The 20,990-nt window shown below is 35.9% G+C and carries 20 protein-coding genes and 1 riboswitch; of the genes, 9 read left to right on the forward strand and 11 right to left on the reverse strand.

Features of this window, described 5'->3' with window-relative positions; translation table 11 throughout:
* Nucleotides 1-55: 55 nt before the first annotated feature.
* The 7 genes from QNJ52_RS06450 to brnQ all read left to right on the forward strand — a co-directional run bounded on the left by QNJ52_RS06450 (nucleotide 56) and on the right by brnQ (nucleotide 9,439).
* Nucleotides 56-2,830 carry a 2-oxoglutarate dehydrogenase E1 component gene (locus QNJ52_RS06450; protein ID WP_219491666.1) on the forward strand — a complete coding sequence of 925 codons (2,775 nt, stop codon included), beginning with the start codon at nucleotides 56-58 and terminating at the stop codon, nucleotides 2,828-2,830.
* Between the two features lie 13 nt (nucleotides 2,831-2,843).
* Nucleotides 2,844-4,079: a 2-oxoglutarate dehydrogenase complex dihydrolipoyllysine-residue succinyltransferase gene (gene odhB / locus QNJ52_RS06455; RefSeq protein WP_219491663.1), complete on the forward strand. Its 1,236-nt coding sequence runs from the start codon at nucleotides 2,844-2,846 to the stop codon at nucleotides 4,077-4,079.
* A 68-nt stretch (nucleotides 4,080-4,147) separates the two neighbouring features.
* Entirely contained in the window at nucleotides 4,148-4,999 is an 852-nt protein-coding gene (locus QNJ52_RS06460) for a VOC family protein (protein WP_283722147.1), read from the forward strand.
* Between the two features lie 40 nt (nucleotides 5,000-5,039).
* On the forward strand, nucleotides 5,040-5,246 hold the full coding sequence (locus QNJ52_RS06465; RefSeq protein WP_219491658.1) for a DUF6501 family protein: 207 nt from the start codon (nucleotides 5,040-5,042) through the stop codon (nucleotides 5,244-5,246).
* Nucleotides 5,247-5,402: 156 nt separating this feature from the next.
* Nucleotides 5,403-6,185 carry an AAA family ATPase gene (locus QNJ52_RS06470; protein ID WP_313957302.1) on the forward strand — a complete coding sequence of 261 codons (783 nt, stop codon included), beginning with the start codon at nucleotides 5,403-5,405 and terminating at the stop codon, nucleotides 6,183-6,185.
* Nucleotides 6,185-8,026, forward strand: a complete 1,842-nt coding sequence (locus QNJ52_RS06475; RefSeq protein ID WP_283722148.1) for a vWA domain-containing protein — start codon at nucleotides 6,185-6,187, stop codon at nucleotides 8,024-8,026. Before QNJ52_RS06470 ends, QNJ52_RS06475 begins: the two co-directional genes overlap by 1 nt.
* Nucleotides 8,027-8,110: 84 nt before the next feature.
* Complete coding sequence (brnQ, locus tag QNJ52_RS06480) at nucleotides 8,111-9,439, forward strand: branched-chain amino acid transport system II carrier protein (RefSeq protein WP_283722149.1); 1,329 nt, start codon at nucleotides 8,111-8,113, stop codon at nucleotides 9,437-9,439.
* Between the two features lie 12 nt (nucleotides 9,440-9,451).
* On the opposite strand, the gene QNJ52_RS06485 is transcribed toward brnQ, so the two are convergent.
* The 3 genes from QNJ52_RS06485 to QNJ52_RS06495 are packed head-to-tail and all read right to left on the reverse strand — an operon-like array spanning nucleotide 9,452 to nucleotide 11,604.
* The gene (locus tag QNJ52_RS06485) at nucleotides 9,452-10,615 is read right to left on the reverse strand and encodes a toxic anion resistance protein (protein WP_481817294.1); all 1,164 of its coding nucleotides are present in this window, start codon (nucleotides 10,613-10,615) and stop codon (nucleotides 9,452-9,454) included.
* Nucleotides 10,612-11,319, reverse strand: coding sequence for a 5-bromo-4-chloroindolyl phosphate hydrolysis family protein (locus QNJ52_RS06490; RefSeq protein WP_219491648.1), 708 nt, complete (start codon nucleotides 11,317-11,319; stop codon nucleotides 10,612-10,614). The genes QNJ52_RS06485 and QNJ52_RS06490 overlap by 4 nt, the downstream gene beginning before the upstream one ends.
* An 18-nt stretch (nucleotides 11,320-11,337) precedes the next feature.
* Nucleotides 11,338-11,604, reverse strand: a complete 267-nt coding sequence (locus QNJ52_RS06495) for an acylphosphatase (RefSeq protein ID WP_283722151.1) — start codon at nucleotides 11,602-11,604, stop codon at nucleotides 11,338-11,340.
* A 126-nt stretch (nucleotides 11,605-11,730) separates the two neighbouring features.
* Between QNJ52_RS06495 and QNJ52_RS06500 the strand changes: the two genes are divergently transcribed.
* Nucleotides 11,731-12,030 (forward strand): DUF1033 family protein, encoded by a 300-nt coding sequence (locus tag QNJ52_RS06500; protein WP_283722152.1) that lies wholly within the window; start codon nucleotides 11,731-11,733, stop codon nucleotides 12,028-12,030.
* 214 nt (nucleotides 12,031-12,244) lie between these two features.
* Complete coding sequence (cspA, locus tag QNJ52_RS06505; protein ID WP_016912585.1) at nucleotides 12,245-12,445, forward strand: cold shock protein CspA; 201 nt, start codon at nucleotides 12,245-12,247, stop codon at nucleotides 12,443-12,445.
* Nucleotides 12,446-12,588: 143 nt separating this feature from the next.
* Here the strand turns inward: cspA and lysA are convergent, their stop codons facing one another.
* The 8 genes from lysA to QNJ52_RS06545 are packed head-to-tail and all read right to left on the reverse strand — an operon-like array spanning nucleotide 12,589 to nucleotide 20,704.
* Nucleotides 12,589-13,860, reverse strand: a complete 1,272-nt coding sequence (gene lysA / locus QNJ52_RS06510; RefSeq protein ID WP_283722153.1) for a diaminopimelate decarboxylase — start codon at nucleotides 13,858-13,860, stop codon at nucleotides 12,589-12,591.
* Entirely contained in the window at nucleotides 13,838-14,923 is a 1,086-nt protein-coding gene (gene alr, locus QNJ52_RS06515) for an alanine racemase (RefSeq protein ID WP_283722154.1), read from the reverse strand. Before alr ends, lysA begins: the two co-directional genes overlap by 23 nt.
* Nucleotides 14,920-16,065: a M20 metallopeptidase family protein gene (locus QNJ52_RS06520; RefSeq protein WP_283722155.1), complete on the reverse strand. Its 1,146-nt coding sequence runs from the start codon at nucleotides 16,063-16,065 to the stop codon at nucleotides 14,920-14,922. The genes alr and QNJ52_RS06520 overlap by 4 nt, the downstream gene beginning before the upstream one ends.
* A 54-nt stretch (nucleotides 16,066-16,119) precedes the next feature.
* Entirely contained in the window at nucleotides 16,120-16,836 is a 717-nt protein-coding gene (gene dapD, locus QNJ52_RS06525) for a 2,3,4,5-tetrahydropyridine-2,6-dicarboxylate N-acetyltransferase (protein WP_283722156.1), read from the reverse strand.
* Nucleotides 16,837-16,851: 15 nt separating this feature from the next.
* Complete coding sequence (gene dapB, locus QNJ52_RS06530; protein WP_283722157.1) at nucleotides 16,852-17,574, reverse strand: 4-hydroxy-tetrahydrodipicolinate reductase; 723 nt, start codon at nucleotides 17,572-17,574, stop codon at nucleotides 16,852-16,854.
* Nucleotides 17,571-18,461 carry a 4-hydroxy-tetrahydrodipicolinate synthase gene (dapA, locus tag QNJ52_RS06535; protein WP_283722158.1) on the reverse strand — a complete coding sequence of 297 codons (891 nt, stop codon included), beginning with the start codon at nucleotides 18,459-18,461 and terminating at the stop codon, nucleotides 17,571-17,573. Before dapA ends, dapB begins: the two co-directional genes overlap by 4 nt.
* 11 nt (nucleotides 18,462-18,472) lie before the next feature.
* On the reverse strand, nucleotides 18,473-19,462 hold the full coding sequence (locus QNJ52_RS06540; RefSeq protein ID WP_283722159.1) for an aspartate-semialdehyde dehydrogenase: 990 nt from the start codon (nucleotides 19,460-19,462) through the stop codon (nucleotides 18,473-18,475).
* Nucleotides 19,463-19,480: 18 nt separating this feature from the next.
* Nucleotides 19,481-20,704, reverse strand: coding sequence for an aspartate kinase (locus QNJ52_RS06545; RefSeq protein WP_283722160.1), 1,224 nt, complete (start codon nucleotides 20,702-20,704; stop codon nucleotides 19,481-19,483).
* Nucleotides 20,705-20,775: 71 nt separating this feature from the next.
* Nucleotides 20,776-20,949, reverse strand: a riboswitch (Lysine riboswitch).
* Nucleotides 20,950-20,990: the final 41 nt, after the last annotated feature.

Here is a 20,990-nt window from a genome sequence, read left to right on the forward strand (position 1 = left end):
CTTTGCTTTGTTAAAATAAAAATGTAAACGTTTTATAAAAATGGAGGGTGGAACTATGACAAAAGGTAAGAACCTAGAAGAAGCACCTCCTAGATTTGGTACAAATTTAGGAATACTTCTTGAAATGTTCGATCAATATCAAAATGATCCTTCATCAGTCTCTGATGAACTACAGGAACTGTTTTCTAATATTCAGGGGAGTAAGGGGAATTCTGGAATAGGTAATACAGACGCAGATATCATCAAGAGATTGATGCGCCTTGTAGATAATATCAGACAGTACGGGCATCTAAAAGCTGATATTTATCCCTTATATAAACCGAAGCGTGATCAGCATCTCAAGCTTTCTGTAGAAGATTTCGGACTTTCTGAAGAAGTATTAAAGCAGTTACCTGCTTCTCTTGTTTCTGAGCATTATGGAGAAAGATTAAACAATGCTTTTGAAGCAGTTACTGAAATGCAGCAGACTTATCAAGGTCCGATTGCTTATGAAGTTTCTCATATCAACAATAGTGAGGAACGCGAGTGGCTGAAAACTACAATTGAAAGTAAGGTAAAAAGAGATTTCAGTAAAGAAGAGAAAGTTGAATTGCTTAAAAGCGTCGCACGTGTAGAAGGCTTTGAAAAGTATATCCATAAGAATTTCGTCGGTGCAAAACGTTTCTCTATTGAAGGGGTAGATGCGCTTGTACCAATGCTTGAGAATGTTATAAAGTTTGCCAGTGAAAATAATATTCAGGACATTGAAATTGGAATGGCACATCGCGGTCGACTAAACGTTCTGACACATATCCTTGAAAAACCATACGAAATGATGCTTTCAGAATTTATGCATACTGATCCAATGAAGTTCCTTCCTGAAGATGGTTCTCTAGTTGTCACAAAAGGATGGACTGGGGATGTTAAATATCATCTAGGTGGTACAAAAACAACGACACGCTTTGGTAAAACGCAGACCATTTCTTTAGCAAACAACCCGTCTCATCTTGAAATAGTTGCGCCCGTTGTACTAGGAAAGACAAGAGCGGTACAGGAAGTTACAGATGGTGTCAATAAACCAGAACAGGACTTTAATAAAGCACTTGCTGTGTTAATACATGGTGATGCAGCATTTCCGGGTCAAGGTATCAACTTCGAAAGTATGAACTTAAGTAATCTTAAGGGGTATTCAGTTGGAGGATCACTGCACATCATTACAAATAACCGTGTAGGTTTTACAACAGAATCTTATGATTCACGTTCAACTACATATGCTACAGATGTTGCTAAGGGCTACGATTTACCAATCATCCATGTTAATGCTGATGATCTGGAAGCATGTATCGAAGCAATTGAACTTGCGATGGCTTATCGACAGAAATTCAATAAAGATTTCGTTATTGATCTTGTAGGTTACCGACGTTACGGACATAATGAAATGGATGAACCTACAGTGACGAATCCAATGCTGTATAAAGAGGTTAAAGGTCATCCAAGTATAGAAATTCTATATGGTAAGTCACTAGTTGAAGCTTCCGTAATTACTGAGGATGAAATGAATGCAATCTTTGAAGATGTAGCTTCCAGACTTCGTTCAGCTCATGATGCAATTGATAAATCTTCAGTCAATAATGACAGTGAGATGCAAATGCCGGAAGCTGTTGAAGCTGGATATGAAAAATTAGATACAGGTGTAGCATTAGAACAGTTGAAACAGTTAAATGAGGATATGTTATCAACGCCAGAAGAATTCACAGTGTTCAATAAGCTGCAGAAGATTTTAGAGAGACGTAATGATCCATTTACGAAGGATGGACTTGTTGACTGGGGTCATGCAGAACTTTTAGCTTATGGAACAATTATTCAAGATGGTAATCCAGTACGACATACTGGGCAGGATGCTGAACGTGGAACATTTGCACACCGTCACGCAGTACTCCATGATGTTAAGAATGGTGATAAGTATATCCCTTTACAACACATTGAAGGTGCCCAAAGTTCATTCGATATTCACAACTCACCGTTATCAGAAGCGGCTGTTGTTGGATTTGAATATGGATATAACCTGCAAAACAATAAAGCTTTAGCGGTTTGGGAAGCGCAGTATGGTGACTTTGCTAATATGGCGCAAATGATCTTTGATAATTTCATTAGTAGTGCTGAAGCAAAATGGGGAGAAAAAAGTGGTCTTACATTATTGCTCCCGCATGCATATGAAGGACAAGGTCCAGAGCACTCTTCTGCTAGATTGGAGCGATTCTTACAACTAGCAGCTGAACACAACTGGACAGTTGCGAATCTATCGAGTACGGCAAACTATTTCCATTTATTAAGACGTCAAGCTCAATATTTAGGAACAGACAGAATGCGTCCTCTTGTAATAATGAGCCCAAAAAGCTTATTACGTAATAATTTTGTTTCTGATACGATTGAGAAATTCACTGAAGGCGGCTTTAAAGCGATTATTTCTAGTGAATACAAGAAGACAAAAGTTAAGAAACTCTTAATTGCAAGTGGTAAGGTTGCTGTGGACCTTATGACAGAGCTTACTAAAAATCCAAATGACGAAGTTCATGTCATTCGCCTTGAGCAGATTTATCCGTTCCCAGAACAAGATATTAAAGCGATTATAGATGATCTAAAAGGATTAACAGAAATCGGTTTCGTACAGGAAGAACCGAAGAATCAAGGTTCATGGCATTATATTTATCCATTATTAAATAACATTAAGCCTGCTAAGGTAAAATTATCATATTATGGGCGACCACATCGTGCAGCACCAGCTGAAGGTGATAATGAAATTCATAAAATCGTACAATCAAAACTTATTAGCGAAGCGTTAAACATTTAAGGGGGAAATTAAATTGGCTGAAATCAGAGTTCCAGAATTAGCAGAATCAATTACAGAAGGTACAATATCGACTTGGTTCAAACAAGTTGGAGACAGTGTTGAAAAAGGCGAAAATATCGTAGAACTTGAAACAGATAAAGTGAATGTTGAAGTTATCTCAGAAGAAGCGGGGGTTGTTACAGAGCTTAAAGCTGCTGAAGGTGATACAGTTGAAGTAGGTTCAGTTATTGCAATTGTTGAAGCTGGGGAAACACAAAAAGCTACCAATGATGCGTCTCAACAAGAAACATCAGCACCTGAAGAGCAGTCAGAATCTAAAGAAGAGGTAAAATCTGAGGAGAAAACGGAAGCTGCTGATAAATCATCAGAACGTATCGTAGCTACACCATCTGCACGACGCTATGCACGTGAAAATGGTATTGATTTAAGTGATGTAAATAGTAAAGATCCACGAGGACTTATTCGTTCGCATGATGTTAAAAATACACAATCAGCGCCTGCACAAAAATCAGAAGCACCAAAACAAACGGCATCTAACCCGGAGAAACCCATAATAAGAGAAAAGATGTCTCGTCGTCGTCAGACTATCGCAAAGAAATTACTGGAAGTATCTAACAATACTGCGATGTTAACAACATTCAACGAGGTAGATATGACGAATGTTATGGAACTTCGTAAGCGTAAAAAAGATAAGTTCCAGGAAGATCATGATGGAACGCGTCTAGGATTTATGTCATTCTTTACGAAAGCGGTTGTAGCAGCACTCAAGAAATATCCTGCTGTAAATGCTGAGATTGATGGAGATGACTTAATCTTAAAGCAATTCTATGATATTGGTGTCGCTGTTTCTACTGAAGAAGGATTAGTAGTACCAGTCGTTCGTGATTGTGATAAGAAGAACTTCGCTGAAATAGAAGGGAGTATCTATGACCTTGCCGTCAAAGCGAGAGATAAGAAACTGTCCTTAGATGATATGATGGGTGGATCATTTACAATCACAAATGGTGGGGTATTCGGTTCATTGATGTCAACGCCAATCATTAACGGAACACAAGCAGCTATTTTAGGTATGCATTCAATTGTTACTCGACCTGTTGCAATTGATAAAGAACGTATGGAAAATCGTCCGATGATGTATATCGCATTAAGCTATGATCATAGAATCATCGACGGTAAAGAAGCTGTCGGATTCTTAAAGACAATAAAAGAGCTGATCGAAAGCCCTGAAGATTTATTGCTTGAAAGCTAATATTGATTTACGTTCGTCCACTATACATTGTATAATATGTATAGTGGACTTATTTTTTGGAGGTTTATATGCAGACGAATGGATTACATCATGTTACGGTTGTTACACATGATATACAGCGATTTTATAATTTCTACAATAAGGTACTTGGATTTAAACTACTCAAGGAAACTGAGAATATAGAAAATACGGCGATGAAAAACTTGTATTTCGGTGACAATAAGGGCAATGCAGGAACATTACTGTCTGTAATAGAAGTTGCGAATCCTCTATTTGTTAAATATACAACGGATGAAATTTATGCCTATTCACTCAGAGTACCAACGGACTATAGCCTCTATGTATTTAAACTCCGTTTTGACGAAATGAATATCAAATATGATACCGTCATTAAATTAAATGGCAAGCATGCATTACCATTTTACGACTGTGACGGAAGATGCGTATATCTCATTTCTGATGAACATAATAAAGGGATTCCTTTAGGGGAGCCTGATGATGACAGTAATGTAGATGCGATTCATCAAATTCTCGGTTTAGGGCCAGTTCTGATTAATGCTTCAAATCGGTTATTAACATCCAGTATACTGACACAAGTATTAGACTTAAAGCACACATCTAGTTATCAGCTAGCAGCATTTGATAATGATGTTCAGGTGTTTACTTCAGGCGATGGAGGTAATGGTGGAGAAATCCATGTCGTCCAAGGTGCTGCATCAGAAAAGAAACGCGCAGCGAATATTGAGCAGGTGGGAATATCAGTAACTGAAGAAGTATTATTTGATTATAAGAAACGATTAGAATCTGTTAATATTCCGCATTCAGAGATTAGTGATCGCAAATTTTATAAGACAATCTTCTTTAAGGATCCATGCGGAATTGTATTCGAATTAAGTACAAAACCCGATTTTAATTTGTAAGCAGTAAATATCAAGAAATTATTATAAAAGGAGAATGATTATGTTACATGAAGAATGGCAAAACAAAGAAGCGATTAAGCACGTTGAAGTTATTAATGTAGATGCAAAAAAATATAAAGTAAGTGATATGCTGACTGTCGGAAAAGTTTATGATGTTGTCAATGAAACGGAAGAGTATTATCATATCAGAGATAATAGTGGTAAAGTAGGCGGCTACTATAAAGATTACTTTAAAGAAGTACAGTAGTACAGATTGATAACAGAGATGATACAGCTGATTAATTTATTTGTTCTTCAATATTGAGGTATAGTACAGACCCGTTTAATAAAAGGATACAATATAGTATAATAGAGGATGCAAATCCTCTATTTTTTTATGGGATAATTTGAAAGGATGAATATAATGATTAAATACCAAAATAGTGATGCGAGTATAAAAGAAGATGCATTGATCATGTTGAAGCTGAAGAAAAATGTACTGCTAAAAGGGCCGACAGGATCAGGTAAAACAAAATTAGCTGAAACTTTAAAGGATGAATTAAAGTTAAAGATGAATAGCATCAACTGTTCTGTCGATCTGGATGCAGAAAGCTTATTAGGATATAAGACCATTGAAAATATAGACGGAGAAAGTCAAATTGTCTTTGTTGACGGGCCTGTACTTGAAGCGATGCGAGAAGGTAATATTCTTTATATCGACGAAATTAATATGGCAAAACCTGAAACTCTACCAATTTTAAATGGTGTTCTTGATTATCGTAAGACGATTACAAATCCTTTTACAGGAGAAGTAATTACAGCCCATGAAAACTTTAAGGTGATCGCTGCGATTAATGTCGGATATGTAGGGACATTACCGATGAACGAAGCATTGAAAAACCGATTTGTTGTGATAGATATGGATTATATTTCTGGTGACATATTAAAAGCTGTAATTAAAGAACAGACATTACTTGAAGATGAGCAGTTAATCGATCAGATCATAAAGTTTAACCATGATTTAATTACAATGGCGAGTCAAGGTCAAATTAGTGAAGAAGCGAGCTCAATACGTGCGTTACTAGATTTTTGTGATCTAACGACAGTGATGCCAGTCGAGCGTGCAGCAAAACGAGCTATCATTGACAAATTAGATGATGAGCGCGAACAGAATGCGATTCAAAATGCACTGGAACTGAATTTCTAATGAGTGAAAAGTTTATACTTTTTAATGATGAAGTTATTGATCCTTCATTAATTATGACATTAACAGACCTTGCACAATTGTTGCTCGAAGATAATGAAGTGAAAGTTGATTTTCAGAAGTTTGCCTATTATGATCTGGTTGAAAATACGATTAACGTATCATTTAAGTGGAAACATCGCAAAGAAGATGAAGTTATAAAATTATTAAAGAGTGACTGTATATTATATGCCTATGGATTTCAATATATAGCACTTGATGCTGTAAAAGAGATTATAGAAGAAGATGTAAGGTACCCATCATTATTTCAGCAGTTATTTATGATGATTGAAGAATACCGATTGATGCACCTTATCAGAAAAAGCCGTCCATTTACAAATAAATTCTTTACTGTACGTGTAAAAGAAAAAATAAAAGACAATGAAGGTCAGATTGATTTTTATAGAACAAAGGCCATGCCTACGGATGAATTATTTCTACAAGTTGAGCATGCATTACTTATGGAAAATACATTGTCATTTACGTCATACTATAAGCCGGAAACTGAACTTGCTATGCAACTCGCATTGCAGGATGCATTTACATTGAATGATACATATGACAGTATGAATCTTGCAAATAGAGTTTATTATATACTAGAGCAAGTCATCCATCAGGATATGCTCAATGAATATTATCATATCCCTAAAAATGCCTTTATGAATGCACATGCCTATAAGAAGGCCAATATGGATAAAGCGCACCAGGATGTTGATGATATGGAAGCATCAGAGCATGTTCAGACGAAACAAAAAGATATAAAGACAGAGAACGGTGCTTATCTGGAAACAGAAGTAACAGAAGGATCAAATAGTAACAATATTAAAGAGAATGACAGGCAAGGGGATGCAGGTGATGACATCACAGAGATGTTGATGGCTAAAGGGAAAGCATCGCCTCCTCAAGTAGATGCTCACGGTAATGATATCAGTGAATTTGTCGGAGAAGAGAATAAATACACTGAAATTATATGGAAAAACAGTGAACAGAATGAGTCCAGCAGAGCAACATACAATTTGTACAAAGATGAAGTGAATAAAGAAATAAAATCTTTAGTAAATGTGATTAATAAAAGTATTGAACACGAACAGACATCTGCCCGTATGAATTTAAGCAAAGGGAAGCTAAGTCGCAAACTCACTACCTGGTTCCTGGATGATAAAAAACGTGTATTCTATAAAGAGGATCAGGCGTCTTACAAACTTGATGCTACATTTATGCTGCTTGTTGATGCCTCTTACAGTATGGAAGATAAAATGGTAGAAACGATGAAAGGAATTGTGTTATTTCATGAGACACTCATGCAGCTTATGATAAATCATGAAATTATCGCGTTCAATGAAGATGGATTTGAAGCGGATCAATATAATCAGCCAAATTATTTTGAACATATTATTCCTTATGAACATGCATTAAATGATAATTACTCAGCAAATATTGTGAGTTTTCAAAATGGAGAAGATAATCGTGATGGGCTTGCAATTAGAGTTGCTGGCCAAATGCTGAAGCAAAGAAATGAAAAACAGAAGTTTTTAATTGTATTTTCAGATGGTGAGCCATCTGCATTTGATTATGAATCGAATGGAATTATTGATACACATGATGCCGTCGTTGCTCTCAGAAAAGAAAATGTATACGTCATCAATATCTTTTTGAGTCAGTCAGTTATAGATGATAATACACGTGCAACTGTGCGTAATATCTATAATGACTACTGTATTTTTGTGGAAGGAGTGGAAAAGCTACCAAGCATTATTCAGCCTTTACTAAAAACGTTATTGCTGCAAAGCATGAAACAATTTTAAAATATTCAGAAAATATAAAAACTTGCTTGTTTTCAACGGTTTAAAGTGTTATTATAATTTTTATTAATCAATAGGAGGTTTTATATGAATAAGAACACTTGGATCGTGGGTTTTATGCTATTTGCAATATTTTTTGGTGCAGGAAACTTAATTTTCCCTCCGAATTTAGGTTTTTCTAGCGGACAGTTCTTCTGGCCAGCGATCTTTGGTTTTGTGATAACTGGAGTAGGATTACCTTTATTAGGCATCATTGTAGGGTCATTAGATGAGGATGGGTATAAAGGTGCATTAAAGAAGATTAATCCTACGTTCGGTGTCATCTTTTTAGTTGCAATTTACTTGACGATTGGACCGCTTTTTGCGATTCCTCGTACAGGTGCTACTTCTTACGAGATGGCAGTTGTGCCATTCTTAGATAAACCATCCGTAATGTCTTTATTTATTTTCACTTTAATTTTCTTTGGGATTACTTTATGGTTATCAATCAATCCGTCCAAGATGGTGGATAGAATTGGTTCTGTATTAACACCATTACTGCTCGTTTCAATTATTGCATTAGTTATTAAAGGGTTTATGCTATTATCTGATGAATCTCCAGTAACAGCTGATAGTAATATCTATACTGGTAATACGCGTAGTTTCTTCACTGGATTTACAAATGGGTATAATACCATGGATGCTATCGCTGCAATTGCGTTCAGTGTAATCGTTATTTCTGCGATTAAAGGGAAAGGTATCACGAAGGAGACAGGTTTATTTAAACAGACTGCTTTTTCAGGAATTATAGCTGCGATTGCATTAGGATTTATCTATGTTTCATTGGGCTGGATAGGCAGTCGTTATCATTTAACACAAGATGAGCTATCAAATATTTCGAATAACGAGCTAGATTTAGGAACTTATTTATTAACACATGTAGCTAACGCAACATATGGCACTTTCGGGAAACTATTGATTGGTGCTATCGTTTCCCTTGCATGTTTAACGACAGCTACTGGTTTAGTTGTAGCTGTATCAGAATATTTTCATGAAATATTTCCAAAAATATCTTATAAAATGTATGCAGTTGTGTTTACCTTGTTTAGCTTAGTTTTAGCAAATCAAGGTTTGAGTTCAGTAATCGCGATGAGTGTTCCTGTCTTATTGGTACTATATCCAATTGCGATGACACTTTTACTAACAATGCTCTTAGCTAAGTTTATTCCGACACCGCAGCTTGCAATGCAGATTCCAATCTTTATCGTGACAATTATTGCAATCTTATCCGTACTACAAAGCCAGTTTCAGATTGCACCATTTATGGATCACTTACCGCTTAAAGGGGAATCGATGGAATGGTTATTATTTGCAATTGTAGGTTATGTGATTGGTCTTTTAATTGGTAAGGATAAAGAAAAAATTGTATATTCATAACAAAACCAGAGATTAATATCTCTGGTTTTGTTCTTGTTGAAGTTGTAGAAGCTGTGTTTTTAAATCCTGTTCCATCTTGCTGAGCTCTATTTCTGCATTGCGTCGTTTTTCTTTTCCTTCCGCCTGTATATGCATCGTTTCACGTATAGTATCTACTATATTTTGCTGTGTTATCTTTAAAGTTTCTAATTCAACGATGCCACGTTCGTTTTCTTCAGCGGTACGAATTGTATTCATCTTTAACATCTCTGAATTTTTGAGTAGGAGTTCATTCGTCGTATTTGTAACTTGCTGCTGTGCTTTAGAAGCCTTTTGCTGATGAAGCAGACTCATTGCAATAGCCATCTGATTCTTCCATAACGGAATACTTGTGAGAATTGAACTTTGAATCTTTTCGGCTAAAGTTTGGTTAACATCTTGTATCATACGAATTTGAGGCGCAGACTGCAGTGTAATTTGTCTGGATAGTTTAAGGTCATAGATTCTTTTATCGAGTCTGTTGACATAATGTCGCATATCATTAACTTCCTGAACAATCATCTGATCATTTGTGTGCAGCGCTTTTTGCTCAAGTTCAGGTAGAAGTTGATTATTAATTTCATCTCTCTTTTCTTCTGCTGCGATAATGAACATGTCAATCGCTTCAAAATATTCCTTATTCTGATCGTATAGCTGATCCAGCATATTGATATCACGCATTAATACATTCTTTGAATTATCAAGTTCCACTGAAATTCTATCAATCTGACTTGCGACAGATTGATATCTTGAAATAAGTTCATTTACAGATTTTGATACACGTTTAAATAATCGTTTCACCTTACTCTTATCGATATTCTGTATTTCATCTGGATCAACTTCTTTAAGCTTCTTCATAAGCTGATCTAGATTATTGCCGATAGAACCAATATCTTTTCCTTGAACCTCATCTAATATTTGGTGTGAGAACTGAGATAATTTTTGCTGTGCACCTGCGCCATAAAGTAAGAGCTTTTCATTATCTAATGGTACAATCTGATTTTTTATCTGATTGATTTGTTCACGTTTTTCAATAGACATCTCACTGTTATCAAAAGTCATTGTAATATTATTTTGTTGTTCAGGAATTATTTCTTTCTGAATTTCGAAAGGGTTGCTTACGAGTTCGTCTGTTAAATTTTTATTGCTCATGGTTATTTCCTCTCTTCTTCATAGTGAACTGCATTTTTAAATTGAAGTGGAGCTTTCTCTTTATGCTCAATCTGTGATTGTTTGTCATTAAATAATTGTTTAGTTGTATAGTTATCTGCCAGATTAATTTCAACTCTCATTGTTTCATAACTCTCTTTGTTGAGTGCACGTAAATCGGCTTGTAATGTACGCTTTAGTTCATCTAACGTCAGTCTTGCATGATTTAACAGTTGCTGATCCTCTTTTGTTTTATGAGGCATTCTTGACAAATAAAGATATTCATTTAATAAATTGACCGTATTGTCGAGATGTGAGAAGAAAAAGCTATCCACATTAAAAAACTTTGATGGAGACTTCTGAACATTCTTAAAAATCACGCGTGCCAGTTTATTTATCTCATTAACATTTTTAAGTTCACTTAATGAGCGGACTTTCTTGTATTGAACTAATAGGTGTTTGATTTTTGGTTCTGCAATTTTTAACTGTTTCCTAACGTATTTATAATCATTTTTTGATAGGCCAATTTCTTTAAGATAAGTATGTGCTGCTTTTTGCTGTACAGGTAAAAACGTCATGATATAAGATCCAAACATTATTAAAGTATCAAGCCACATTTCAAATTGAAATATGTTCATGGAGATTATACCAGTTATAATCGCAACGGGTATAGCTAAAATTGCACCTAATATATAGGAGGTATTATATTTCATATAATCAATCCTTGTCATTTATTTAAGCGTTGTAAATCTATTGAATTGCTGAGGCGATATTTCTTCTGATGTATATGACTCCACCTTAGACATAGGAGATGCACCGCGTATTACAGCATGTTCAAATTGTGACAAATTTTCATCGCCAGTCGCATAGATTTCTACATGCTCATCTACATTTTGAACAGTGCCAGTAATGTGATATTGTAGCGCTAGTCTTTCGGTAAAATATCGAAATCCAACGCCCTGGACTTTACCGAAAACTTTAATATGCAATGTTTTCATTAATGTCACCTCTTATTTATTATTATAAGTAAGAATGCAAAAAACTCCTAATAAATCGCATTGGTAATAGCATTTACTTGAACTTTTTTATGATGACATTCATAATGTGATGGAGAGGTGAATGCCATGTATGAGGTCGTTACTATTCGAACAGAATATGAAGGATGGTGGCTTTTTGAAGATTTATGGGACTGTGTGACAGAACTTAATAGATTTAGTACGTTAAAAGACACAGAGACATATTATAGTGAGCAACTCAATAAGCTAAGAAAAAAATTTAAAAACGAGCTTATCGGAAAGCATAATATTCATGCATTCTATAATAACTGTGAACTGATTTACTGTGAAGACTGTGATGATGATATTCAAATCTTTCACAGTCTGATCGTCTTTAAAGATAAGCAGATCGTCACGATGAAGCTTTAATGTTACAATAGATTAAAGATTGTAAAAAGTTAAAATATACAGTTTATTGTATTGCATATCTAAGTTGTGTATCTTATAATATTATATAACCAATAGGATTATTCCATATTACAAAGTAAATGTAAGAAGATGTATAAGAAATACACTGCACATGTTTATTTTGTAATATGTGAATAATCACATATTGAATTATATAGTGTGGAGGTTTCTTATTATGAAACAAGGTACAGTAAAATGGTTTAACGCAGAAAAAGGATTTGGATTCATCGAGATCGAAGGAGAAAATGATGTATTCGTACATTTCTCAGCGATCAATCAAGAAGGGTACAAATCATTAGAAGAAGGACAAGCAGTGGAATTCGAAGTTGTTGAAGGCGACCGCGGACCACAAGCTGCTAACGTTGTCAAATTATAATTTTAATGCAATAAATTATATATGAACGTTAATATTAACCCCCAACATTAGTTGGGGGTTAATATTTTTTAACTATAAAATATTATAATAATATTATGTAAACTTTTATTTATATTTAAAAATCCCCAAAAATAAATAGGGGATTAAAGAACTTCGTTTGCAGTCAGATGTTCTAAAGATTGTCTTTTTATTACTTGTCGTACGTTATCTTTCGTGACAAATATTACTGCTGGCTTTAACATCTGGTTATAATTAGAACTCATACTATAATGATATGCACCTGTCGCTTTAACCACTAGCAAATCACCACGTTTAATTGATGAGGGGAGCATTATATTGCGCATAATAATGTCGCCAGATTCGCATAATTTACCAGCGACGGTTACTTCTTTATCGTGTATTTCATTACGATCTACAAGTAGTAGTTCGTATTTCGCATTATATAATGCTGTCCGTATGTGATCGCTCATCCCACCATCTATTGATACATAACAGTTTGTATCAGGAATCTCTTTGACAGTACCAACCTCATAGACTGTAATACCAGCTTCACCGACGATTGAGCGCCCCGGTTCTAATGATATTTCTGGTACAGGATAGGAATGTTTCTTACATTCATTTATTAGTGTTTCAGTTATCCTCTTAATACCTTCTTCGATAGGGTAGCTGATATCTTCTGAAGTATATTTGATGCTGAAACCACCACCAATATTTAATATATCAATTTCAATTTTGTGTTGTGTCAGCCAGTTTATGACAAGTTCAATCGTCTTGATTGTGCCCGTAGACTCAAATATTTGTGATCCAATGTGGAAATGAACACCTTTGAATTCGATATGAGGTGCGGCTTCAATTTGTCTTACGCCTTTTATTGCTAGTCCATGTCTGATACTTAAACCAAATTTACTATCTTCCTGGCCAGTCTGAATAAATTCATGCGTATGAGCTTCAACGCCAGGATTAATGCGTAGTACTGCTTTTACAGTTTGTTCTAATGAACGCGCAATATCATTGATGCGTTCGATTTCATCAAGGCTATCGATAACAAAATATTCAACCCCTGACTCAATCGCGTATTTAATTTCTCGATCTGTTTTATTGTTTCCATGAAAATGGATCTGTGAAGGTGAAATTTTTGAATGTAGTGCTGTAAATAGTTCTCCTTCACTAACGACATCAAGTCCCATATGCTCTTCATTCATTAAATTAAATAACTGAATAGATGTAAATGCCTTAGAAGCATAAGAGATTGTGTAGTTTAATCCAGATGCTTTTAATGCACTATGAAATCTTCTGCATTGATTACGTATTTCATCCTCATCGTAGATAAATAGTGGGGTACCATATTCTTCAGTAATTTGTCGAATATTATGTCCGTTGATTGTAAGTTGATTATTGATATACGTTAATGTCATTGATATACTCCTTTTTTAATGAATGATGGTTCAGTGCACTGAGCTGTTCAGAATTTGCTCCGACACCTTTAAAAGTGAACGCATCGATTCTAATCTCGTTACTATATAATATTACTTCATCTCCAGCTTGCACTGTATCATCTACTTCTACAAACATATGACTCATCATCAAAGCGCGGATAGGATGACGTTTGCCCTTGATGATGCAGTCATGCTTACTTCTCGTCCTCAATATGCCATCACCATAACCGATATCTACTACAGCAAGCTTCGTTTCTTTCTCTGCTGTAAAGGCGAAGCTGTATCCTGCAGATTCTCCCTTTGATATATTTCTTACTTGAATTACATTTGCACTAACAGTCAATGATTGGTGGGTAACAGATTCATCTAATGATGCATAGGGTCTGCTTCCATAAAGAATAATGCCAATTCTGACATGTGTATGATCATCAAATAGGCTATCTCTCATAAAGCTAGCGCTATTTTGACTATGGATCATTTCAAAAGCATGATACTCAGAAATCCATTTCAGTCCTTTTAACCAGGCTTCTTTTTCATTTTCGTATTCCGTAATATCAAATTCATCGGCATAACCGAAATGTGTCCATATCCCGTTAATATTCATCTGTAAGTGAACAGGTAACTGATTATTGTCATCAATTACAGCTTTCATTTCTTCAAATGTTTTAAATCCAGAGCGATGGAGAAGATTTTCATATTCGAGATGTACTGATATCCCATCTAATTCATTCTGATACTTATGATAGAATGCTAGAGAAGGTAACGTCATTTGAATATTATATTGTCTTAAGTCGTTGAATTGAGTAACAGGATTCATCAAAAATATAGTAGCTTCGGGTGCTATTTTTCTTATGAGAATTGCTTCATTTAAATTCGTTGTACTAAAAGTTGTAATACCAGCTTGTAGAAATGCATCTATTGCAAATTCCAGTCCATAATGATAGGCATTGTTCTTTACGACGGCCATTACAGGAGTATTGCTCTTCACGGATTTCACATTTTCCACAAACTTAGTACGATCTACAGTCCATCGCGCAGTCATTTTGATCCCTCAAATCTGTTAAAAATTGCTTCCAGAACGTCAATCCCATATATCAGTGCTGATTCATCAAAGTTGAATGTCGACGTATGAAGCCCTGTAACAAACTGTTTATCTTCATTTCTGCACCCTAAAAATGCGAAGGTGCTGGGTATGACTTTTCCGTAGAAAGAGAAATCCTCTCCAAATAAATAAGGTTCTTCTTTTTCTATTCTATTGATTTTACTATCAATCAAAGCTTCGCTCATGAATGCATATGCTAACTCGTTATTTATCGTTGGAGGATACCCTTCCGCAAATTTAACCTCTATTGTACAACCGGTAATTAACTGAGCAGAGGTTGCAATATGATCCATCTGTTGTTTAATAACTGCTAGATTGTCCATATCGTATGTTCTGATTGTACCTTCTAAGTAACCATTGCTAGGCACTGTATTGATTGCTTCACCTGCATGCAATTTACCGATATGGATGATATTCGACTTTAAGCCTGGAAGATGATAATGCTGGATTTGAGAGAGTTGATTGAGTATCATCGTCAAGGCTGCAGCAGTCGAATGTCCTTGTTCTTTGTTGGCAACATGACTCGATGTGCCATTAATAAAGAAACGATATTCAGTTGCGCTGGCAGTTAATGCACCAGGTCTGCTTAATAATGTACCTTCATCGTTATCGGGCTGCATATGTAATCCGAATATATATGAAGGCTGAATTTCAAATTGATATGCATTCAGTAGATGATGAGCGCCAGCACCTGACTCTTCAGATGGCTGAAATATAAAGTAAACAGTTGAATTTAACGGTGTAATATCATGGCTTTGTTTAATGCGTCGTATTAATGCGAGTAGCATTGTCGTATGACCATCGTGTCCACAAGCATGCATTACTCCATCACGTACAGAACGGTAGGGCACATCATTTTCTTCATGAATCGGCAGGGCATCAATATCTGCTCTAAAAGCAATTGAAGATGTTCCTGTACCCTTAATATAAGCAACACAACCAGTACCTAGGGGAGAATCATAAGCGATTCCCATTTTATCAAGTTCTGATTTGATTAATTCTGTTGTTTTGTATTCTTCAAATCCTAATTCTGGATACATATGCAATGTGCGTCTAATATGTGTAATATAATCTAATTCCATTGTTTCACCTCATAAAATTTAAAGCTAATTGTGACAAGCACAATTAGCTTCCTGCTATTTCTTTAACTGTCTTAATGCCTGTACAATCTCAATCTTACTGCCTTCTACTTCATGAGCTTGCTTAATTACTCTAGCAGGTGTCCCAGCTACTACACTACCAGCAGGGACATCTTCAGTAACAATCGCTCCAGCTGCTACAACTGCACCTTTGCCGATACGTACACCTTCTAGTACAACGGCATTTGCTCCGATAAGTACATCGTCTTCTATGATCACTGGTTGTGCACTTGGAGGTTCAATTACGCCAGCAAGTACTGCACCTGCACCAACATGAACATTCTTACCAGTTGTTGCACGACCACCAAGCGTGGCATTCATATCAATCATTGTTCCTTCTCCCACGACAGCACCGATATTAATCGTTGCACCCATCATAATAACTGCATTATCATGAATGACTGCATGTTCACGAATGAAAGCTCCTGGTTCAATTCTAGCGTTAACTTTTGTCTGATCAATCAATGGAATTGCTGAGTTTCTTCTGTCATATTCAATTTCAACATCAGTCACAAGTGTTTTATTATTTTCGTAGAACTTTTCCCACTCTGACAGTTCAGTGAAAATTGTTTTTGATGTCTCGCATCCAAATACTTTCATAGTCTCCGGAAAAGTTACATCTGAAAAGTTTCCATTTAAATAAACTTTAACTGGTGTCTTTTTTTCTGACTCACTAATGTATTGTATGATTTCCTGTGCTGTAAATTCATGCATTGTTATGCTCCTTTATTATAAATTTTCAAATGTGTAATAGCCTTTTTCTTTCTGAATTAATTTCTCTGCAACCTCGATACTTCCATTGGCAAATATATCTTTGCTTAATGCCTGATGGGTAATCTGAATTGTTTCGTCATGTCCTGCAAATAATATTTCGTGTTCGCCGACAATCGTACCCCCACGTACAACACTGATACCAATATCATCCTTATTACGTGGGGTATGAACGTCTGTGCGATCATAAACGGGGTTTAATGAACGTTCTGAAGTAATTGCATCTAAAAGATTAACGAGTGTACCACTTGGCGCATCAACCTTTTTATTATGATGACGTTCAATCAGTTCGATATCCATATTCGTTAACAACGGTACTGCATATTTAACAAGTTCAGTAAGTACATGGACACCGTAACTCATATTTGCACTGAAAAATACAGGAGAGTGCGCACTTTTTAATTTTAGCAGCTCGATAATCAATTCTTTCTCTCCTGTTGTAGCCATAACGATAGGGGTATCGACATCACTTTTTAATAATGGAATAGATAAGGCTGGATTAGAAAAGTCTATGATAACATCAGCTTCTGGAAGTGTTTCTAATTTGTCTGATGTATAGACAGGGTAGGGTGCTGATCTTTTTTTGCTTAATATTATACCTGCTATTTCATGTCCTCTATTCTCAGCTAGATGTGCCACACGTTGATTCATAGCTCCGTAACCATTTAAAATAATCTTCATGAAAGATCACTTCCTTTAGCAATACGATTATATACTTCAATCAGCTGTTTTGTATCTTGTTCTAACATCGGAACTAAAGGTAATCGTAATTCACCATTCGCATAACCGATATAAGTGACCAGTGCTTTAATCGGTATAGGATTGACGTCTACAGATAATGCATCTATGAGGGGCAGCACATTATTGAACTGATGCTCAGCTTGATTGCGATCAACCTGATATATTCGGTAAACATCACTGAACTTTGCTGGTATCACATTTGCAATAACTGAAATTACGCCGTCGCCACCCGCTTCATAAAATGGCAGGACACTATCATCATTACCACTATACAATGCGAAGTCATCAGAGACCGCAGATTTTAATGCTTTCATATAGTTCATATCACCTGTTGCGTCTTTTATACCGTATATATAAGGGTGTGCCGCTAAAGTTGCGACAGTTTCTGGTTCTATCGTCATATTGGTTCTGGAGGGTACATTATAGAGTAATACTGGCAATTCTACAGCATCTGCAATTGTGGTGAAATGGGCAATGAGGCCACGCTGACTTGTTTTATTATAGTAAGGCGTAATCAGCATGATACCATCAACTCCTAAAGTTTTGACCTTTAATGAATGATCTATTGATGCCTGCGTATTATTTGTTCCGGTACCAGCAATTACAGGAACTCTACCATGTGCAACGCGTACTGCTATTTCAATAGTTTTAAGTTTTTCATCTTCTGTTAATGTAGAACCTTCACCCGTTGTCCCATTAATTATTAATGCTTCAACATTATTATTGATAAGAAAATTTAAATGTTCTTCGAATAATCTGTAATCTATCGTTTGTCCATTAAATGGAGTAGTTACTGCAACACCTGTTCCTTTAAAGTGTACGTTCATAATTTCACTCCTTATCGATTTAATTGATGCGTATGAATCTGTCCTAGAATTTGAACCGCATTCAGTGCTGCGCCTTTTAGAAGGTTATCGGCAGTACACCAGATATGGAAGGAATTCTCTAATGAGTCATCTCTTCTGATTCGTCCTACATAAACATGATCAGTTCCTGTCGCTGTAATCGCCATAGGGTATTCATTGTCCTGTGGATTATCTATAAGCACGACTGAATCGTCATTTTCGAAGAGCTGTTTTATCTCTTCAACTGTAGCTTCTTTATCAAGTGTGACATTGATTGCAACTGAATGGCTATCCTGAACTGGGATTCTGACACAAGTTGCTGTCACCTTTACATCTTGTAATCCAAGAATCTTCTTCGTCTCATCAATCATCTTCTGTTCTTCTTTTGTGTATCCACTGTCTAAGAATACATCGATATGAGGTAAAGCATTGTTATAGATAGGGTGGGGATAGTTTGTCGGTGCAATCCCTTGTGCGCCATTTTTAAGATCATTGATGCCTGCGACACCGCTTCCTGACACTGCTTGATAAGTTGTGTAGGCGACGCGTCTAATACCATATTTATCTTGCAGTGGTTTAAGAGGTACGACAGACTGAATCGTAGAACAGTTCGGATTAGCGATAATTTTACGTTTAAGTTTAGGTGAATTAACTTCAGGAACAATGAGGTCGATATCCTCATGCATTCTAAAAGCACTTGAATTATCTATTACGATGCTGCCTGCTGATTCAAAGATAGGTGAAAAACGTTCACTTGTAGCACCGCCTGCACTCATAAGCACAAAATCAAATTTCTGGTCTGCTTCTTCTTCAGTCAAAGCTCTTACTGTATAAGTCTTGCCTTGATATTCCATAGATTTACCGGCTGAACGCGGTGAGGAATATAATACGAGTTCATTAAATGGAATCTGCTTTCTTTCTAAAACTTCAAGCATTTTTTGTCCGACTAAACCTGTAGCACCTACAACTGCAATTTTATACATAATTGACTCTCCTTAATTTTATATATTAAATACTTTACATAATGACTGTACTGCATGTTCACCGTTTTCTTTATCTATAACATATGAAATTGATATTTCACTTGTTGTTACCTGATAGAAGGGGATTTCATTATGAATCAATGATTTAAATACCTTTGATGCAACGCCGCTCATATCTCTCATACCTGAACCGATAACAGAAAGCTTTGCATACGTTGAACGCGACTGATGGCTGATAGCCGGGTAGTTTGTACTTAATCTATTAAAAATACGTTCAATCTGTAACTTATCTGTGTCTTTCATTGTGAATGAAATTTGAAGGCCATCTAAGTTTACGATTTGAGATATCATATCGATATTGACTTCTTCTTGTTCTAATTCATCAAATAATTGATTTAATAATTTCGTATCATTCATCGGGTAGCTTAGTGTCACATACTCCATATCGTTATCTAAGGCGACACCAGTCACTGCTTTTTTCTCGAGTATTTGGTCTTTTGGCATAATCCAGGTTCCTCTCTCATTCGATAAAGTTTTTCCGAGATAAATCGGAATATTATAGTTTCTAGCAATTTCAACACTTCTTGTCTCAAGTACTCCAGATCCGAGAGAGGAGAGTTCCATCATCTCTTCAAAGCTTAACTCATCTATATGTCTTGTCTCAGGATAGATACGTGGGTCTGTTCCAAAGACACCTGTAACGTCTGTATAAATTTCACAAGGAGCGCTTAACGCTGCTGCTAGTGCTACCGCCGTAGTATCACTACCACCACGGCCGAGCGTAGTAATTTCATCCTGTTCATTTATACCTTGAAACCCTGCGATAATGATAACATCATGTGATTTGAAATTTTCAATGAGCTTCTGATCATTAATTTCAGTAATCTTACTTTTAAGATAATGTCCTTTCGTGCGAATGCCCGCCTGACTACCGGTCATCGCAATAGATGCAACGTGTAGATCATGCAATATAATCGATAAGTAAGAGATGGTCTGCTGTTCTCCAGTAGTAAGCAGCATCGCTAATGCACTTTCTTTCGGTGTACTAGAGATTGAACTGACATTTCTCATAAGGTCATCTGTAGTTTTTCCCATTGCAGAAACGATGACAACTAGTTTTTCATTATTTTCTGTGCGTTCCTTTAAGTAATTAGCGACTGTGCTAATCTTATCGAAATCACTAACTGATGTACCTCCAAACTTTAATATACGAATGTTTGATTGAGTTATTTGATTATGCAATTAAAATCCCCCTATGGCATCTGCAACAAAAAAACAAGCCCGGATATGCTCCGGGCTTGTTAACGTTTATATACAAGCGATGCACTCCATTATAGTAATATAATGACAGATTCCTAGCTCTTAACCTGTGAATCCAACACTATGTATGCTGCAACATAATATAGCGTTTCGGCATCGCACCCTTTCCATAACGTATTGCAGTAGGGTAGTTATGTACTCATGATTGATGCGCCTCATCTGTTTCTTTATTAAGTTATAAATATAATCATACAAAAAGTATTCTGAA

This window comes from Macrococcus sp. S115 (genome assembly GCF_030067655.1).
GTDB classification, from domain to species: Bacteria; Bacillota; Bacilli; order Staphylococcales; family Staphylococcaceae; genus Macrococcoides; species Macrococcoides psychrotolerans.